Genomic DNA, 13,917 nt, shown 5'->3' with positions numbered 1-13,917 from the left:
GCGCCAAGCTCTTTTGCGATGTGAATATCGTGCTGCATCGACGCGAATTCCGAGTCGGTATAAAGAAAATCGCCGCCACGTGGACGAATCATCACATTGATGGCGATCTTTGCATTTTCACGCGCGGCGCGAATGGTTCCGGCGCTTGGCGTTGTTCCGCCTTCCAGCAGGTTGGCGCAAAGCTCTACGCGCTCGGCACCTGCGCGATCAGCGGCGATCACGGAATCAACCGATTCGAGGCAAATTTCGAGTGTGACGGGATTTTTCATAAAGTTGGGCAGATCTTTCCCTTATTTTGCCTGAGCAAATGACACGTAGTCGCGTCCGAAATATAGGCGATAGTGGTCGCCGTCCGCATCGAGTTGCAATGGCGTGGGGCGCTTCAATACCGCATCGTGAGTGACTGGCGCTGTGAACAGATCGTGGGCCGCAATGTCCATCACGATGAAATGGTCTTTCACGATGCCGACGCCGTAAGCGCCCGGCTTCAAAGTTTTCCCGCTGAAATCCAGCGGGACCTCGGTGATGAAGTAAGCCTGATACTTCTGCTGAATGCCGCTGGAGTATCCGGAATTATCTACCAGCGCGGTAAGCACGAACATGTCATTCGCAAAGTGGATGCCGGCGGAGTTGCGCCCCTGTATCGTAGCTGACTGACCGCGGAAGAATACGGCGTCTGGCAGTATTTTCGCTGCTTCGGCAGCATGAAGAATTGTGGGCGCCGACTGGGCAAAAATCGGCGTTAACGCGAACAGCGTAGTCGCCCGGAGAATTGCTAGCGTAGAAAGCCGTCGAGAGTGTTTCATTCCTCGTTGAGTATAACCCTGCGATGCGCGGCCACTAGCGTTTGCGCGGCATCCGTTTCGGATTCGGCGGGCATGTCGATTCGCGGATGATGAGCTCTGGAACAATCGCGATGTGCTCCGGATAGTCCTTTTTCCCCTGAATGCGCTGCAGGAGAATACGCGCCGCGTGCGTTCCCATGCTGTGCAGAGGCTGACGGATCGTCGTCAGGCTGGGATTATGGTATGCCGCGCCCTGAATGTCGTCGAAGCCGAAGATGGATACGTCTTCCGGCACGCGCAATCCTTGGTCGCGGAAGGCGCGGATCGCGCCGATGGCGGCAATGTCGTTGAAAGAAACCAGCGCGGTAAATGGCCTGTTCTGCGCCAGCAACCGTTGCACCACCGGATAGCCGAGTTCGGGTGATGAGACATTTACCTCAAGCTGAATGGTCAGCTCCGGATGCACTTCAAGCCGCAGCTTTTTGGCTACAGACATGAAACTGTTCCAGCGGTCCTCGGAATCCGAGCTGAACGGCTGTCCACGCATAAAGGCGATCTGCCGGTGTCCGAGTTGATAGAGGTGATTCAGCGCCAGCTCCGCTGCCCGCTTGTGGTCGAGAGTGATGCTGGTTACGCCTTCAATCTTTTTGTGTCCGGCTACGGCAACTACAGGCAATGGCAGGCTGTGCTGCAAGGCGGTGTCGATGGCGATGAATCCCTCGACGGAGCGGTCCATCAACAGGCGTGGATATTCCTCGATCAGGTCTGCCTTGCGGCGATGGCTCGCCGTCAGATAGAAGTAACCCTCTTCAAGCAGCACCTCTTCAATGCCGTCCATCACCAGAACGGAATAGCCGTCGCTTAACTCCGGCACAAGCACGCCGATGGAGAAAGACTGTCTCCGGCGCAGAGAACGCGCATAAAAGCTGGGCCGGTAATCGAATTTCTTCGCAGCGGCGAGCACGCGGTCGCGCGTCTCCTGCGGGATGGAGCGCACTCCCGGCGCATTGTTCAGCACTAAGGAGATGGTGGCGGGTGAAAGGTCGAGGTAATCTCCCAGAGTTCTCAGACTGATAGGCCGGCCCGGAAGAAACTCACTCTTAGTTTCCGTGGCCGCAGACTTGCGTTTTGGCATACAAGTCTTTGTAGATGTTCAGGATGAATTATTCAATAGCGAAGGGGCTTGCTAATCAGGCCTCTTCGCGGATGGAACGAAGCGCCGGGTACAGCCGCCGGAAGATTTTGTATCCATCCGCGTAGCTTTTAACTGCCGCTGGATCCGGCGCAATCTGCTCGGCTACCTGGATGGCCGATGCGCATGCCGCATCCGTATCGGGCCATGCGCCCGCGCCTACTCCGGCGAGGAGGGCCGCGCCGAAGGCTGCTCCCTCTTCTGCCACCAGAACGTCCGAGACATAGCCATAGATGTCGGCCTGGATCGACCGCCAGAGCGGCCCGCGCGCGCCGCCGCCGCCGAGGCGCACGCCTGTTACCGGAATGCCCAGTTCGACGAACAGAGTGAATGTATCTTTCAGCGAATAGGCGACGCCTTCGAGGACAGCGCGCACCAGATGTCCGCGCGTATGCGATGCGGTGATGCCGTAAAACGCCGCTGTCGCCTGCGAATCGAGATGCGGCGTGCGCTCGCCGAGCAGATATGGCGCCCACACGAGGCCGTCGCTGCCTGCCGGAACCTTTGCGGCTTCGGCGGTGAGCGCGTCGTAATCCGTGCCGGGAGCGATGACGTCGCGCAGCCAGCGCAACGATAGACCTGCAGCCTGGGTCACGCCCATCACATGCCAGCGTCCGGGAACAGCATGGCAGAAGGTGTGCAGGCGTCCAAGGGGATCCTTTGTTGGCTCTGCTGTCGCGGCGAAGACGACGCCCGAGGTGCCGATAGTTGCCGACACCGATCCAGGCTGCAGAATGCCCATGCCGACTGCGCCCGCTCCCTGATCGCCCGCGCCCGCGACGACTGGCGTTTCGGTCTTCAGGCCGGTGGCTGCTGATGCTTCAGCGGAGATGTGGGCGCAGACCTCAGGCGATTCGAAAAGCTGCGGCAGCCACGCTTCGTCTATTCCGGCAATGCGCGCTACTTCCGACGACCAGCGACGGTGGGTCACGTCAAGCAGTAGTGTGCCGGATGCCTCTTGCACATCCATGGCGTATGTGCCTGTGAGACGGTAGCGCACATAGTCTTTTGGGCAGAGAACGTGGGCGATGCGGGCGAAGACTTCCGGTTCGTTGTCACGCACCCAAAGCAGCTTGGTGAGAGTGAAATTTGGCAGGGCAGGGTTGCAGGTCAACTCGATGAGGCGCTCGCGTCCGATGTGCTCATGCAGCCAGTCACATTGAGCGTCGGTCCGCTGGTCGCACCAGATCAGCGATGGCCGCAGCACGCGTCCTTCGGTGTCGAGCATGACTGCGCCGTGCATTTGCCCGGTCAACCCGATCGCTCCGATGCCTGAAGGCGCTGTGCCGCTGATTGCCAGCACTTCGCGAATTGCTGCTTGCGCCGCGCGCCACCAGTCTTCCGGGTCCTGCTCGGCCCATCCTGGATGCGGGCTGCGGAAAGACGCATGTTCGCTTGCCGCCGATGCGACGACCTGTCCCTGATCGTTAATCAGCACCGCGCGAGTGCCGCCCGTGCCTACATCCATGCCAAGAAGATTCACTGAAAGTCCTTAACTAAAGCGAATTAGTCAATGCAATCTCAATGTATCAGGCTCTCAGGCTCGGGCTGTAATTATTCCGCTCGCAATGCCGTCAATGGATCCACGCTTGCAGCTCGCCGCGCTGGAAGCATACTGGCCGCAAGCGCGACGATTGCTACTCCTAACGCAGCTCCTGTGAAGCTCAGCGCGTCATAAGGCGCGACCCCATAAAGAGCCGAAGTCAACGCCCGCGCTACCAGTATCGCGAGAGGAATGCCAACCACAATGCCGGCAGCGGTAAGAAACAGGCTGTCGCGCAACACCATCCACACCACCTGTCGGCGCTGTGCGCCTACGGCCATGCGCACACCGATTTCAACCGTGCGATTGTTCACGCGGTATGCCAGAGTGCCATACAGCCCAGTGGCAACCAGCACCACCGCAAGCAATCCAAAGAATCCGGCAAGTCGAGCAAACATCAACTGCCGTGAGATGGTCTCTTCGTACTGCGCCTGTTGCGTCATTGGTTTCAGCAGAGGCAGGTTCGGATCCATCTGCTGCACAGCCTTGCGCACATCAGGCAGAATCGCCAGCGGCTCTCCGCGAACACGCAACTCAAAGTGCATCTCGCCCAGCTCGGGGATTTGTTCATACATGACCCAGGCCATCGGAATGGGAGCCTCATCGATGCTCCGGTATTTGTGGTCTTTGACCACGCCCACGATGGTGAACTGGTCCTTCGGCTCTTTTCCGCCGATGGTATGGCCAAGGGGGTTCTGGTTCGGGAGGAAGCGCTTGGCAAGAAGTTCATTAATCACGGCGACATGCGGTGCGTTGGCCGTGTCCATCGCTGTGAACTCTCGTCCAGCAAGAACCGGCACACCCAGCGTATGAAAGAAGTCAGGTCCCACAACATTGTTTCGAACTGTTCCCTGATCGCCATCGGAATTTGGCGGCTTGTGGCCATCTACTAACATGGAATCGTTGTTTGACCAGCCGGAACCGATGCGTTCCTCCATAAGAGTTACCGATTCCACACCTGGCAATACGCGCAGCTTATCTGTCAACTGGTGATAGAAGAGGACTTTTTCTGCTACTGTTGGAACGCTCTGCGGATTGACTCCGAAGACCAGCAGGCCTTCTGTCCGGATGCCGAGAGGAATGTTCTGAAGGTTGCGCAGCGTCCGCAGTAGCAATCCTCCACCAACAAGCAAGACAAGGCACAGAGACATCTGCAGAGCAACAATGATTCTGCCTGTGCGAGATTTCCCGGCATCCGCATTCGAGGTTGCAGAAGATGTCTTCAGTGCTAATCCCGGGCCGCTGGCCAAGGCAACACGCAGTGGGGCCAATCCAAAAACCAGAGCGGCACTCACCAGAACGCCCAGCGTGAAGAGCAGCACAGTCTTATCCGGAGCGAAGCTGGTCTCAATCTGCGACCATGCAGCCAGTGAGTGCGAGGCCGCCTGCGCAAAAAACCATGCCAGCGCTCCACCTACTGAAACCAGAAGCAGGCTCTCCGTCAATAGTTGGCGGAACAGTTCCTTGCGGCCCGCTCCCAGCGCCAGCCGCAGGCTGAATTCCCGCTGACGTGTGGCATTGCGCGCCATCAGCAGCATGGCCACATTGCTCAGAGCGATCAGGAGCACCAGCCCAACCATGGCCATCAGAGTCTTGAGTGGCTTGCCATAATCTTCCTCATAGCCGGGAAAACTTTTTGCGTCCTGGAAACTGAGCACCGGCGGCTTTTCACCCGTCTCGGGGGAGCCAATGCCGATATATGCAGCTCGCTGAAAGACAGGCTGCAGCTGGGCAATTGCCTGCGATTTGGAAACGCCGGGAGCCAATCGCCCAAGCAGTCGCAGGAACCACCAGTTCGGTCGTTCCATGTAACTGTTTTCCTTATATACATTGCCCCAGGGAGTCAGTTCCGGACGGGTTTGCATCGGAATCCAGAAATCTATGGAATCACCGGGATCTGTGCCTTCAAAACCCTCGGCGGTGACGCCGGCAATCGTGAATGGAACGCCTTTGACGAAGAGCGTCTGTCCCAGAATGTCAGGATTACGCGCAAATCGCCGCGTCCAGTAGCTGTAGCTGATCACCGCAATCGATGCATGCCTGCTTTCATCCTCTGGGGTGAAGCCGTTGCCGCGCGCAAGTTTTACCCCAAGTCCGCTGAAGTAGTTGCCGCTCACCATATCGCCTTCAGCCTCTTCCGGAGTATTGCCATAGCGCACCGCAACTTTTCCCACAGCCAACGGCACATACGCCATCACTTGCGAGAGAGCAGTTTTCTGCTGGCGCAGCGTGTCATAAACCGGATAGGAAAACGAAGTGTTCCAGTCGCCCGTGTTGTTGCCCTTGTGTGGAGCGCCCGAAGTATTGAGATAGACGATGCGGTCCGGATCGGCCCCAGGCAGCGATTTCAGCAGCACCGCGTTCATCACGCTGAACACGGCTGTGTTTGCGCCGACGCCAAGCGCCAGCGTCAATATGCAGACAGTGGTGAATCCAGGCGTCTTTCGCAATTGGCGAATCGCGTATCGCAGGTCATTCAAAAATGTAGCCATTCACCTACCTCTTCAAATTTGGGTGCTCCATCCTGTGCCGAGGCGAAGGATGGGTTACAAATTTACTCAGCCCGCAGGGCCGCAAGCGGATCAACATTTGCCGCGCGTTGGGCAGGCAACAGGCTGGCGGCGACGGCCACCATAGTCACGCCAATTACGGCAAAGGCGTAGATAAGGATGTCGAAGGGTTTCACGCCGAAGAGAGAGGCGGTGAGGGCCTTGCCCACGAGCGCGGCCAGTGGGATACCGACAACTACACCAGCAACAGTGAGGAGCAGGCTATCGCGCAGCACCATCCAGACGACCTGCCCGCGACGCGCGCCTACTGCCATGCGTACGCCGATCTCAACCGTGCGATTGTTCACGCGATACGCCAATGTGCCATAGAGTCCCGTCGCAACCAGGACTACAGCCAACAAGCCGAAGAAACCCGCCAGCCGCGCGAACATCAACTGCCGCGAGATGGTCGTCTCATACTGCGCGCGCTGCGTCATCGGCTCGATCAGCGGCAGGTTCGGGTCCATCTGCTGCAAGACTTTGCGCGCGGCGGGAAGAATGGATAGAGGCTCGCCGTGGACGCGCAGTTCGACATTCATCCTGCCGACCGGCGGGCCTTGCGCATACGAGACCCAGGCCATTGGAATCGGTTCTTCATCAATGCTGCGGTACTTATGGTTCTTCACCACGCCGACGACGGTGAACTGAAATTTTCCATCATCGGAGCCAATGCGATGTCCAAGGGGGTTCTGGTTGGGTAGAAAACGTTGCGCGAAGAGTTGATTGATGATGGCGACCGGCGGCGAGGCAGACGTATCGGAGTCAATAAAGTCGCGGCCTTCGAGGATCGGCACGCCAAGCGTATGGAAGAAATCCGATCCCACGATATTGTTGCGGACGGTCCGCGATCCACCGTTGGGCACATCGGGCAGCTTGCCATCCACGGTCATGGCGAAATTATCCGACCCCCAGGAGCCAAGGCGTTCCTCCACGATGGTCGCGGATTCAACGCCGGGCAGCGCGCGCAGCCTGCCTATCAGCGTTTGATAGAACCGTATTGCCTCAGTCGTTGAGTGCGTATTCGGATTTACGCCGAAAACGACCAGGCCATCGACGCGCATACCCAGCGGGAGGTTTTCAAGATTGCGCAGCGTGCTGACCAGCAGGCCCGCACCGACGAGCAGCACGACGCACAACGCCATTTGCAAGGAGACAATCAGCTTGCCCATGCGCGTTTTGCCTGCGTCTGTGCTTGCCGTTGCAGAAGATGTTTTTAACACCAGTCCCGGCCCGGATGAGAGAGCCGCCCGCAGAGGAGCAAGCCCAAACAAGAGCGCGGCCAGAATGAGAATGCTCAACGTAAAGAAGAGAACGGTGCGATCAGGCGCGAGACTCGACTCGATCTGCGCCCATGCGCCGAGAGCTTTTGTGGCCGCGACAGCAAAGAACCAGGCGAGTGCGCCGCCGATGGTAACCAGCAACATGCTTTCAGTCAGCAGTTGCCGAAACAGCTCTTTGCGGCGAGCGCCAAGCGCCAGACGCAGCGAAAATTCGCGCTGGCGGGTGGCATTGCGCGCCAGCAGAAGCATGACCACGTTGCTCAGTGCGATCAGTAGCACAAAGCCGACCATCGCCATGAGCATTCCGAGCGGCCTGCCATACATGCTGTCATATCCGGAAAAGTTTTTTGCATCTTCAAAGCTGAGGACAGGACGTTTTTCTCCCGGTTCGGGGCCTCCAAGGCCAACGTATGCCGCCGATTGAAAAACCGGCTGCAGCTGCGCTGCTGCCTGCGCTCTGGTTACGCCGGGAGCAAGCCGTCCCAGCAGGCGGATGCACCACCATGTCGAGTTCGCGATGAAGGTCTTGCCGTCTTCGGGAGGGTTGCCCAAAGCATTTAGTTCGCTGCGGGTTTGGAGGGGAATCCAGAAGTCGGTGGAATCGCCGGCTTCTACGCCCTCAAAACCTTCCGCCGCAATGCCGACAATGGTGATGGGCACTGCGTTCACATACAGTGTTTTTCCCAGCATGTCAGGATTGCGGGAAAAGCGGCGTGTCCAGTAGTTGTAGCTGATGACCGCGACGGGAGCGCGAGCAGCCTCATCCTGCTCCGTAAAGCCGTGACCACGCACCAACTGCACACCCAAACCGGAAAAGAAATTGCCGCTTACCATCTCGCCTTCCGCCTCTTCTGGTTCCGCTCCATAGCGAACGGCGACCTTGCCGGTAGAAAGTGGTACATAGGCCATGACTGCGCTCAGAGCACCTGTCTGGTGACGAAGCGCGTCATATACCGGGTAGGAGAATGTCGCATTCGAATCGACGGTGCCGGTCCGGCGCGGAGCATTGGAAGTGCGCAGGTCCACGACCTGCTGCGGATCAGCCACCTGCAGCGATTTCAGCAGCACCGCATTCATTACGCTGAAAACAGCGGTATTCGCGCCGATTCCCAGCGCCAGCGTGAGCACGCAGACCATTGCGAATCCGGGGGTTTTTCGCAACTGGCGAATTGCATAGCGCAGGTCGTTCAGCAGGCTGGTCATGAGGTATGTTAGAGGCAGGTTTTACGCCAAACCGCGCGGTCTTTAAGTTCTTGAAAAATCAAGATGCTTCGTGCTGCGGCGGTCTTGATGCTGTCCGGAACCGGATGCGAGCGTCCGCTTCCGGACAGCTTAGGCTCATGGCATTTTCAATCCGAGCGCATTCACAATCGCCGGATCGGGCACGGCTTTGCCGTCTTTCTTGGACACAACGCCGAAATTTTCCTGGTAGTCCCACATCGCCCAGCCAATGTGGTGCTTCTCGAAACCCACGCGCATGTCATGCACCCATTGCGCGCGCATTTCAGGCTTGACGTAGTCGCGCAGTGCGCCGAATTCGCCGCAATACACCGGCGCATGGTGCAGATCAGACCACTTCTCGGCGAATGCAAGCGTTGCGTCAATGCGCGAGGCGTCCCAGCGGTCAAGGCCGTATTGCTCCACCCAGTATTGGCTGGCAAGCGTCGGTTCCTGGGCCACATTTGGCTGAACCGCTTCGGGTGTCGAGGGGTAGGGAACAGCGCGCAGAGGCAGTACCTGTGGACTGGTCCAGGTCGCCCCCTGATGCGTGAATGGGAACGGCTCGTAATCATGAAAGGTGTAGATGATATTCGGCAACGCAATCGGCTCCAGCATCATCAGGTCTCCAAGCCCGGACCAGTGCGCGCCCGCTGCAATGATGGTGTGATTGGGCGCGACCTGGCGAATCTGCTCGGCCACAAAGCTCTCAATACCCTGCCAGCGGTAGGGATCGTCCTGCTCGGGTTCATTCATGATCTCGAAGAAGACCATGTCGGGATCTGTCGAGGAAAAATGCTTTGCCAGAGCGCGCCACAATCCGGCAAAGTGGTCTACGCTTTCAGTTCCCTTGAATAATTGGGCCTTATAGCTGCTCTCCGGATGAATGTCGATGATGACAGCGAGATGCTGTTCGAGCATGTTTTTCACCACGTGGTCCAGCTCGGTCACGAACGGCGTTGTGCCTTCCGGATTACGCAGCCAGGACAGTAGCGGTTCGGGGTCGATGCTCAGACGCACATGGTCGAATCCCATCTGATGGATGAGAGCAATATCGTCGGCAGTAGTAAAGCTGCGCAGACGCTCCACAGAATAGTTGCCGGGCGACTGCGCGAACCACATGCTTGCGTTGATTCCGCGCTGCAGGTGCTGCGCTCTCTTGAAGGCAAGTGAATCATCGGAGGATTGCGCCAGGGCGGAAATAGTGAAAAGTATGGCAAAGGATAACGTTATCAATACGCGGGTGGGGGGGCTTTTCATCGAAGAATATTTTCTCCTTTTCGGGGTCCAAGAATGGAAGTGTTACTGGACGGCAAAAGGGATCATGTCGCCCTCGCATGGCAGAATATAGTTGAGGCGCAATGAGCATCAAGACACTGAACAGTCGCGAAATCTATCGCAACCCATGGCTTCGCCTTCGCGAAGATGAGATTGAGCGCAGCAACGGCACTCGCGGGCTATACAGCGTTGTCGATAAGGACGACTGCGCCATCATCATTCCGATCGAGGGCGACCGCATCTTCCTCGTTGAGCAGTTTCGCTACACGATCCAGCAGCGCAGCCTCGAACTGCCGCAGGGAGGCTGGGAGACGGCTGACGTCGATCCGGAAGAGCTTGCGCGCGGCGAGTTGCGCGAGGAGACGGGTTTTGCAGCGTCAACCATGACGAACCTTGGCATGATGTACGTCGCCTATGGATTCGCCAACCAGAAGCAGTATGTCTTTCTGGCCTCGGGGCTTACTCATGTGGGAACGGACTTCGACGCGGAAGAGCACGACCTGACTTTGCACTCGTTTACCATCGCCGAATTTGAACAGATGCTGCTCGACGGAACGATTCGCGACACCTGCACGCTGGCCGCTTGGGGGCTTTACAAAGTGTGGAAAGAAAAACCGGACCCGGCATAGCCAGGTCCGGCTCTGAAGACAGTTCGTTACCAGACCTTCGTTTCCTGAGGCATGGCGCGCTGCTCGGAGCCGCCATTTTCCAGCCAGTGATAGATTTCGCGCACGGTCCGTTGGATCGCGGCCCACTCCCCGTCTACCCTGCCCATTCTCTGTTCAAGAAAGTCGCGCGAAAGGTCCATGTGAGGGTCATGAGATCTGGCCGGCCGCTCTAAATGGGCGAGCACCATTTTCTGCTGCTGCTGGAACCAGTCTTCCACTTCCTTGCCTGTCGATTCGATGCGTTGCCAACTCGCATTCAGCGCGTATAGCTGATCGCGGAATGTAGTTCCGGGAGCGCTCGGCCGCTCCGGAGAAGAAGGCGGCGCTGCCATCGGCTGATACGCTGCCGGTTGCCCCATTGGCTGGGGTGCGGCCATAGGTTGAGGCGTGTACTGCTGCGACATCATCGGTTCTGGTGGCGCCTGATGCGCGGCAAAAGGCTGCGGCGCGAAAGGCGGCGCTGCCTCAGGCTGTGATTGCGGAGTGGATGCTGGTGGCTGCGAATTCGTGCTCAAAACATCTACGTTGTTATTGTTATCCATTACGATTGCCTCATTTGCGATTGCTTCGGTGCTTAACTCGATTGGTTCAGGAAGTGGTGTCTCCAACATCGCTGTTGGCTGATTCACAGGCGGCGTCTCAGTGAACGATGCAGCGATGATGCTTTCTACAGGGGGCGTTACCGCAGGAACTTCAACCACGGTGCTTTCTATCGGCATAGCGATATGAGCTTCAACCGCGACGATTTCCTTCATTTCGGCGATAAGAGGAGCGGCTACAGGGGCCAATGGCGGAGGAGTGTAATCCTCCAGGCCGAGTATGGTCCGCGAAATATGCGAGCTGGAAATCGAGTCGTCATCCTCGTAACGCTTCGTTTTGGGTTTCGGTTTGTTCCAGTGGAACCACAGAATGGCCGGCACAGAAAATGCCACGCCTATGCCAAACACATCCGCCATCGTTCCCGCCATTGCGAATCTTCGTGCCATTGCGCTGTGTGTCCCCCATCGATATAAGATGGCGCTGCAAACCAGCAGCGCTTCAAAGCTGACCATCCAGATCACATCGTGATGGTCCCATTCTGAATCGTGTTGCCGTTTTTCTGCGATGACCCACAAGAGACCTGCGAATCCCAGGGCGGCAAATACTCCCACATACAAACCGGACGTGTGCATCTGCGCGCGGAACTCGTGGAAAATTGAAAGCAGATAGTGCGAGAAATGCCTAGGACCAATGTCGGGAGCTAGAGGAATGCCAAGAAAACGACAGAGCAAAAGAGACATCCCAGCGCTTCCCGCCCACAGGGACAAACAGCACGCTGTCAACGACGCGAGTCTCTTGTTCATTCGTGAGGCAGAATCTCCCCGACCTCTGTTTCTGCGTGAATATGCCCGAATCTTATCCAGTCCCAACGCAAAAAAGGCAAAATTGTTGAAACGAGCTTAATCTTTGGGCACCAATTAGTTAACAGCGTGGGAAATGCTTAGTAGCGTATCGAACAGAGTAATTGCAGACTGTTCGGGGCGGTAAAAAATCGCCCATGTGAAATGCGGTTCACAACTCCCGGTTCTTCGAGGAGCCGTTATGAGCAAGTCATCGCCCTCGCCTCGCGCCAGCTACTGGCTTGTGCTGGCCATGTTCTGCATGCTGGCCGTTCCGGCGGCCATCACGCTGCACACGGTTCATACCTCCACGCAGAATCCCACGCCGCATGGATATACGGTAAGTCTACTCCTCTTCATCATTCCCATCATTGTCATCGCGGGCTGGTTTATTCCGCGAGAGGGAATCCAGGTATCGCGAAAAGCCTTCTGGTGGACCATCGCTCTGCTCTTTCCGCTCGGCGCTGCGCTCGATTTCTTCTTCGCGCAATACTTCTTCTATTTTCCGAACGCGCAGGCCACGCTTGGCGTGAAAGCGCCAGCGCTGGGCGGTGGCGTGCCGCTGGAGGAGTACATTTTTTACCTCACCGGCTTTCTCGCCGTGCTGCTGCTGTACATCTGGCTGGATGAATACTGGCTCGCGGCCTACTCCGTTCCAAATGACGACGCGGACAGAATCAACTTCGTGCGGCTTCTGCAATTTCATCCGGAGTCTGTGGTGCTCGCCATTTTCCTGATACTGGCGGCAATTCTCTACAAGCGAAACTTCGGCGGCCCCGGCTTTCCCGGCTACTTCACGTTTCTCGTGCTCGGGGCATTGCTGCCTTCATCGATGTTTCTGCCTACTGCCCGTCCGGTCATCAACTGGCGGGCGGTCAGCCTCGCTATGTTCATGATGGTGCTCGTTAGCCTGCTATGGGAGGTGACGCTGGCTCTTCCGTACGGCTGGTGGAACTTCCGCGATGGGCAGATGATCGGCATTCGCATCACTGCGTGGTCGCGGCTTCCCGTAGAAGAAGTATTTGTATGGGTGGCGGTTACATATGCGACGGTGATCGTCTATGAAATTTTCAGGCGCTGGAAGGCGTCCGGACGAAAGCTGCGCCATGCACTGATGGGCCGCTAGTCCTACGGATATATTCAGGATGATTCAGCCGCAAGGTCGCTGATCTCGCCAAGCGAAAATGTTTCTGCCGCGAAGGTGAATGTCCCGTTTTCTTTGATTTCGCGTGATGCGCGGATGAAGGCGGACAGGGCTGCGCGGCTCAGGGCCGATCCGAGGCTGATGCGGCGCACACCGAGCGCAGCGAGTTCTGCCACGCTGAGATGTGGCGCTCCTTTCAATGCTGCCAGTACGTTGACGGGCTTGCTGACGGCAGCGCAGACAGCCTTGATATCTTCAGCACGAGTAAGGCCGGGAGCATAAAGGACTTCAGCGCCGGCTTTCTCGAAGGCTTGCAATCGGCGAATTGTGTCTTCGAGATCGGGCCTCCCGTGGAGGTAATTTTCGGCGCGGGCCACAAACATGAATGGAAAGGGCAGGGCACAGGCTGCTTCGGCAGCGGCGGCAACGCGCTCGACGGCATGGGTGAAGTCGTAAATGGGATGCGCTAAGTCAGTCGAGGTGTCTTCAATGGAGCCTCCGACCAAACCTGCGGCGGCGGCGAGCCGGATGGTTTCTGCTGCGGCTTCAGGCGAGTGACCGTAACCATTTTCGAGGTCGGCGGCTACAGGAAGATGAGTGGCGTCAACGATGGTTTTCGCATTGGCAAGCGCTTCATCGCGAGAGACGCTGGCCGTTCCATCACGACGTCCCAATGTGATGGCGAGGCCGCCGCTCGTCGTCGAGAATGCTTCAAAGCCGATCGCGGTGAGAATGCGCGCTGTACCAGCGTCCCACGGATTGGCAACAATGAGCGGTTCGGGCTGGTAGTGAAGCGCGTGGAAGACGGCGGCTTTTTCGGCTTGCGTTGGCATGGGTCAAGTTTACCGCTCAATGATGACGCAGGCTGCAGAGATCTATGC

General features: G+C 57.5%; 11 protein-coding genes. 2 read left to right on the top strand and 9 right to left on the bottom strand.

The features are described 5' to 3' along the window. The 7 genes from VEV40_RS19445 to VEV40_RS19415 all read right to left on the bottom strand — a co-directional run. The coding region (locus tag VEV40_RS19445; RefSeq protein WP_324834731.1) for a copper homeostasis protein CutC at nt 1-269 on the bottom strand (269 nt) is incomplete at its 3' end. Between the two features lie 21 nt (nt 270-290). Then, nucleotides 291-806, bottom strand: coding sequence for a hypothetical protein (locus VEV40_RS19440; protein WP_324834730.1), 516 nt, complete (start codon nt 804-806; stop codon nt 291-293). A 34-nt stretch (nt 807-840) separates the two neighbouring features. Then, on the bottom strand, nt 841-1,920 hold the full coding sequence (locus VEV40_RS19435) for a LacI family DNA-binding transcriptional regulator (protein WP_324834729.1): 1,080 nt from the start codon (nt 1,918-1,920) through the stop codon (nt 841-843). A gap of 55 nt (nt 1,921-1,975) precedes the next feature. After that, nucleotides 1,976-3,460: a xylulokinase gene (gene xylB, locus VEV40_RS19430; RefSeq protein WP_324834728.1), complete on the bottom strand. Its 1,485-nt coding sequence runs from the start codon at nt 3,458-3,460 to the stop codon at nt 1,976-1,978. A 71-nt stretch (nt 3,461-3,531) separates the two neighbouring features. Next, on the bottom strand, nt 3,532-6,012 hold the full coding sequence (locus VEV40_RS19425; protein ID WP_324834727.1) for an ABC transporter permease: 2,481 nt from the start codon (nt 6,010-6,012) through the stop codon (nt 3,532-3,534). A gap of 62 nt (nt 6,013-6,074) precedes the next feature. Then, on the bottom strand, nt 6,075-8,552 hold the full coding sequence (locus VEV40_RS19420) for an ABC transporter permease (protein WP_324834726.1): 2,478 nt from the start codon (nt 8,550-8,552) through the stop codon (nt 6,075-6,077). Nucleotides 8,553-8,687: 135 nt separating this feature from the next. After that, a complete protein-coding gene (locus tag VEV40_RS19415) occupies nt 8,688-9,827 on the bottom strand; it encodes a glycoside hydrolase family 5 protein (RefSeq protein WP_324834725.1) in 1,140 nt (379 codons plus the stop codon). A 101-nt stretch (nt 9,828-9,928) separates the two neighbouring features. On the opposite strand from VEV40_RS19415, the gene VEV40_RS19410 reads away from it, so the two are divergent. Next, nucleotides 9,929-10,474 (top strand): NUDIX hydrolase, encoded by a 546-nt coding sequence (locus tag VEV40_RS19410; RefSeq protein WP_324834724.1) that lies wholly within the window; start codon nt 9,929-9,931, stop codon nt 10,472-10,474. A 26-nt stretch (nt 10,475-10,500) separates the two neighbouring features. Here VEV40_RS19410 and VEV40_RS19405 read toward each other — a convergent pair whose 3' ends face one another. Further along, entirely contained in the window at nt 10,501-11,793 is a 1,293-nt protein-coding gene (locus VEV40_RS19405; RefSeq protein WP_324834723.1) for a hypothetical protein, read from the bottom strand. 301 nt (nt 11,794-12,094) lie between these two features. Between VEV40_RS19405 and VEV40_RS19400 the strand changes: the two genes are divergently transcribed. After that, nucleotides 12,095-13,018 (top strand): hypothetical protein, encoded by a 924-nt coding sequence (locus VEV40_RS19400; protein ID WP_324834722.1) that lies wholly within the window; start codon nt 12,095-12,097, stop codon nt 13,016-13,018. 14 nt (nt 13,019-13,032) lie between these two features. Here VEV40_RS19400 and VEV40_RS19395 read toward each other — a convergent pair whose 3' ends face one another. Continuing rightward, entirely contained in the window at nt 13,033-13,869 is an 837-nt protein-coding gene (locus tag VEV40_RS19395; protein WP_324834721.1) for an isocitrate lyase/phosphoenolpyruvate mutase family protein, read from the bottom strand. Nucleotides 13,870-13,917: the final 48 nt, after the last annotated feature.

This window comes from Alloacidobacterium sp., assembly GCF_035631355.1.
Taxonomy (GTDB): domain Bacteria; phylum Acidobacteriota; class Terriglobia; order Terriglobales; family Acidobacteriaceae; genus Alloacidobacterium.
The sequence above is the reverse complement of the archived record's forward strand: the minus strand, read 5'-3'. Positions and strand labels throughout refer to the sequence as shown.

Bases quoted from the DNA above. Each gene is read 5' to 3' on its own strand.
- VEV40_RS19415 (WP_324834725.1), bottom strand. From the start codon at position 9,827: ATGAAAAGCCCCCCCACCCGCGTATTGATAACGTTATCCTTTGCCATA.
- VEV40_RS19425 (WP_324834727.1), bottom strand. From the start codon at position 6,012: ATGGCTACATTTTTGAATGACCTGCGATACGCGATTCGCCAATTGCGA.
- VEV40_RS19400 (WP_324834722.1), top strand. From the start codon at position 12,095: ATGAGCAAGTCATCGCCCTCGCCTCGCGCCAGCTACTGGCTTGTGCTG.
- VEV40_RS19410 (WP_324834724.1), top strand. From the start codon at position 9,929: ATGAGCATCAAGACACTGAACAGTCGCGAAATCTATCGCAACCCATGG.
- VEV40_RS19405 (WP_324834723.1), bottom strand. From the start codon at position 11,793: ATGTCTCTTTTGCTCTGTCGTTTTCTTGGCATTCCTCTAGCTCCCGAC.
- VEV40_RS19435 (WP_324834729.1), bottom strand. From the start codon at position 1,920: ATGCCAAAACGCAAGTCTGCGGCCACGGAAACTAAGAGTGAGTTTCTT.
- VEV40_RS19420 (WP_324834726.1), bottom strand. From the start codon at position 8,552: ATGACCAGCCTGCTGAACGACCTGCGCTATGCAATTCGCCAGTTGCGA.
- VEV40_RS19440 (WP_324834730.1), bottom strand. From the start codon at position 806: ATGAAACACTCTCGACGGCTTTCTACGCTAGCAATTCTCCGGGCGACT.
- VEV40_RS19395 (WP_324834721.1), bottom strand. From the start codon at position 13,869: ATGCCAACGCAAGCCGAAAAAGCCGCCGTCTTCCACGCGCTTCACTAC.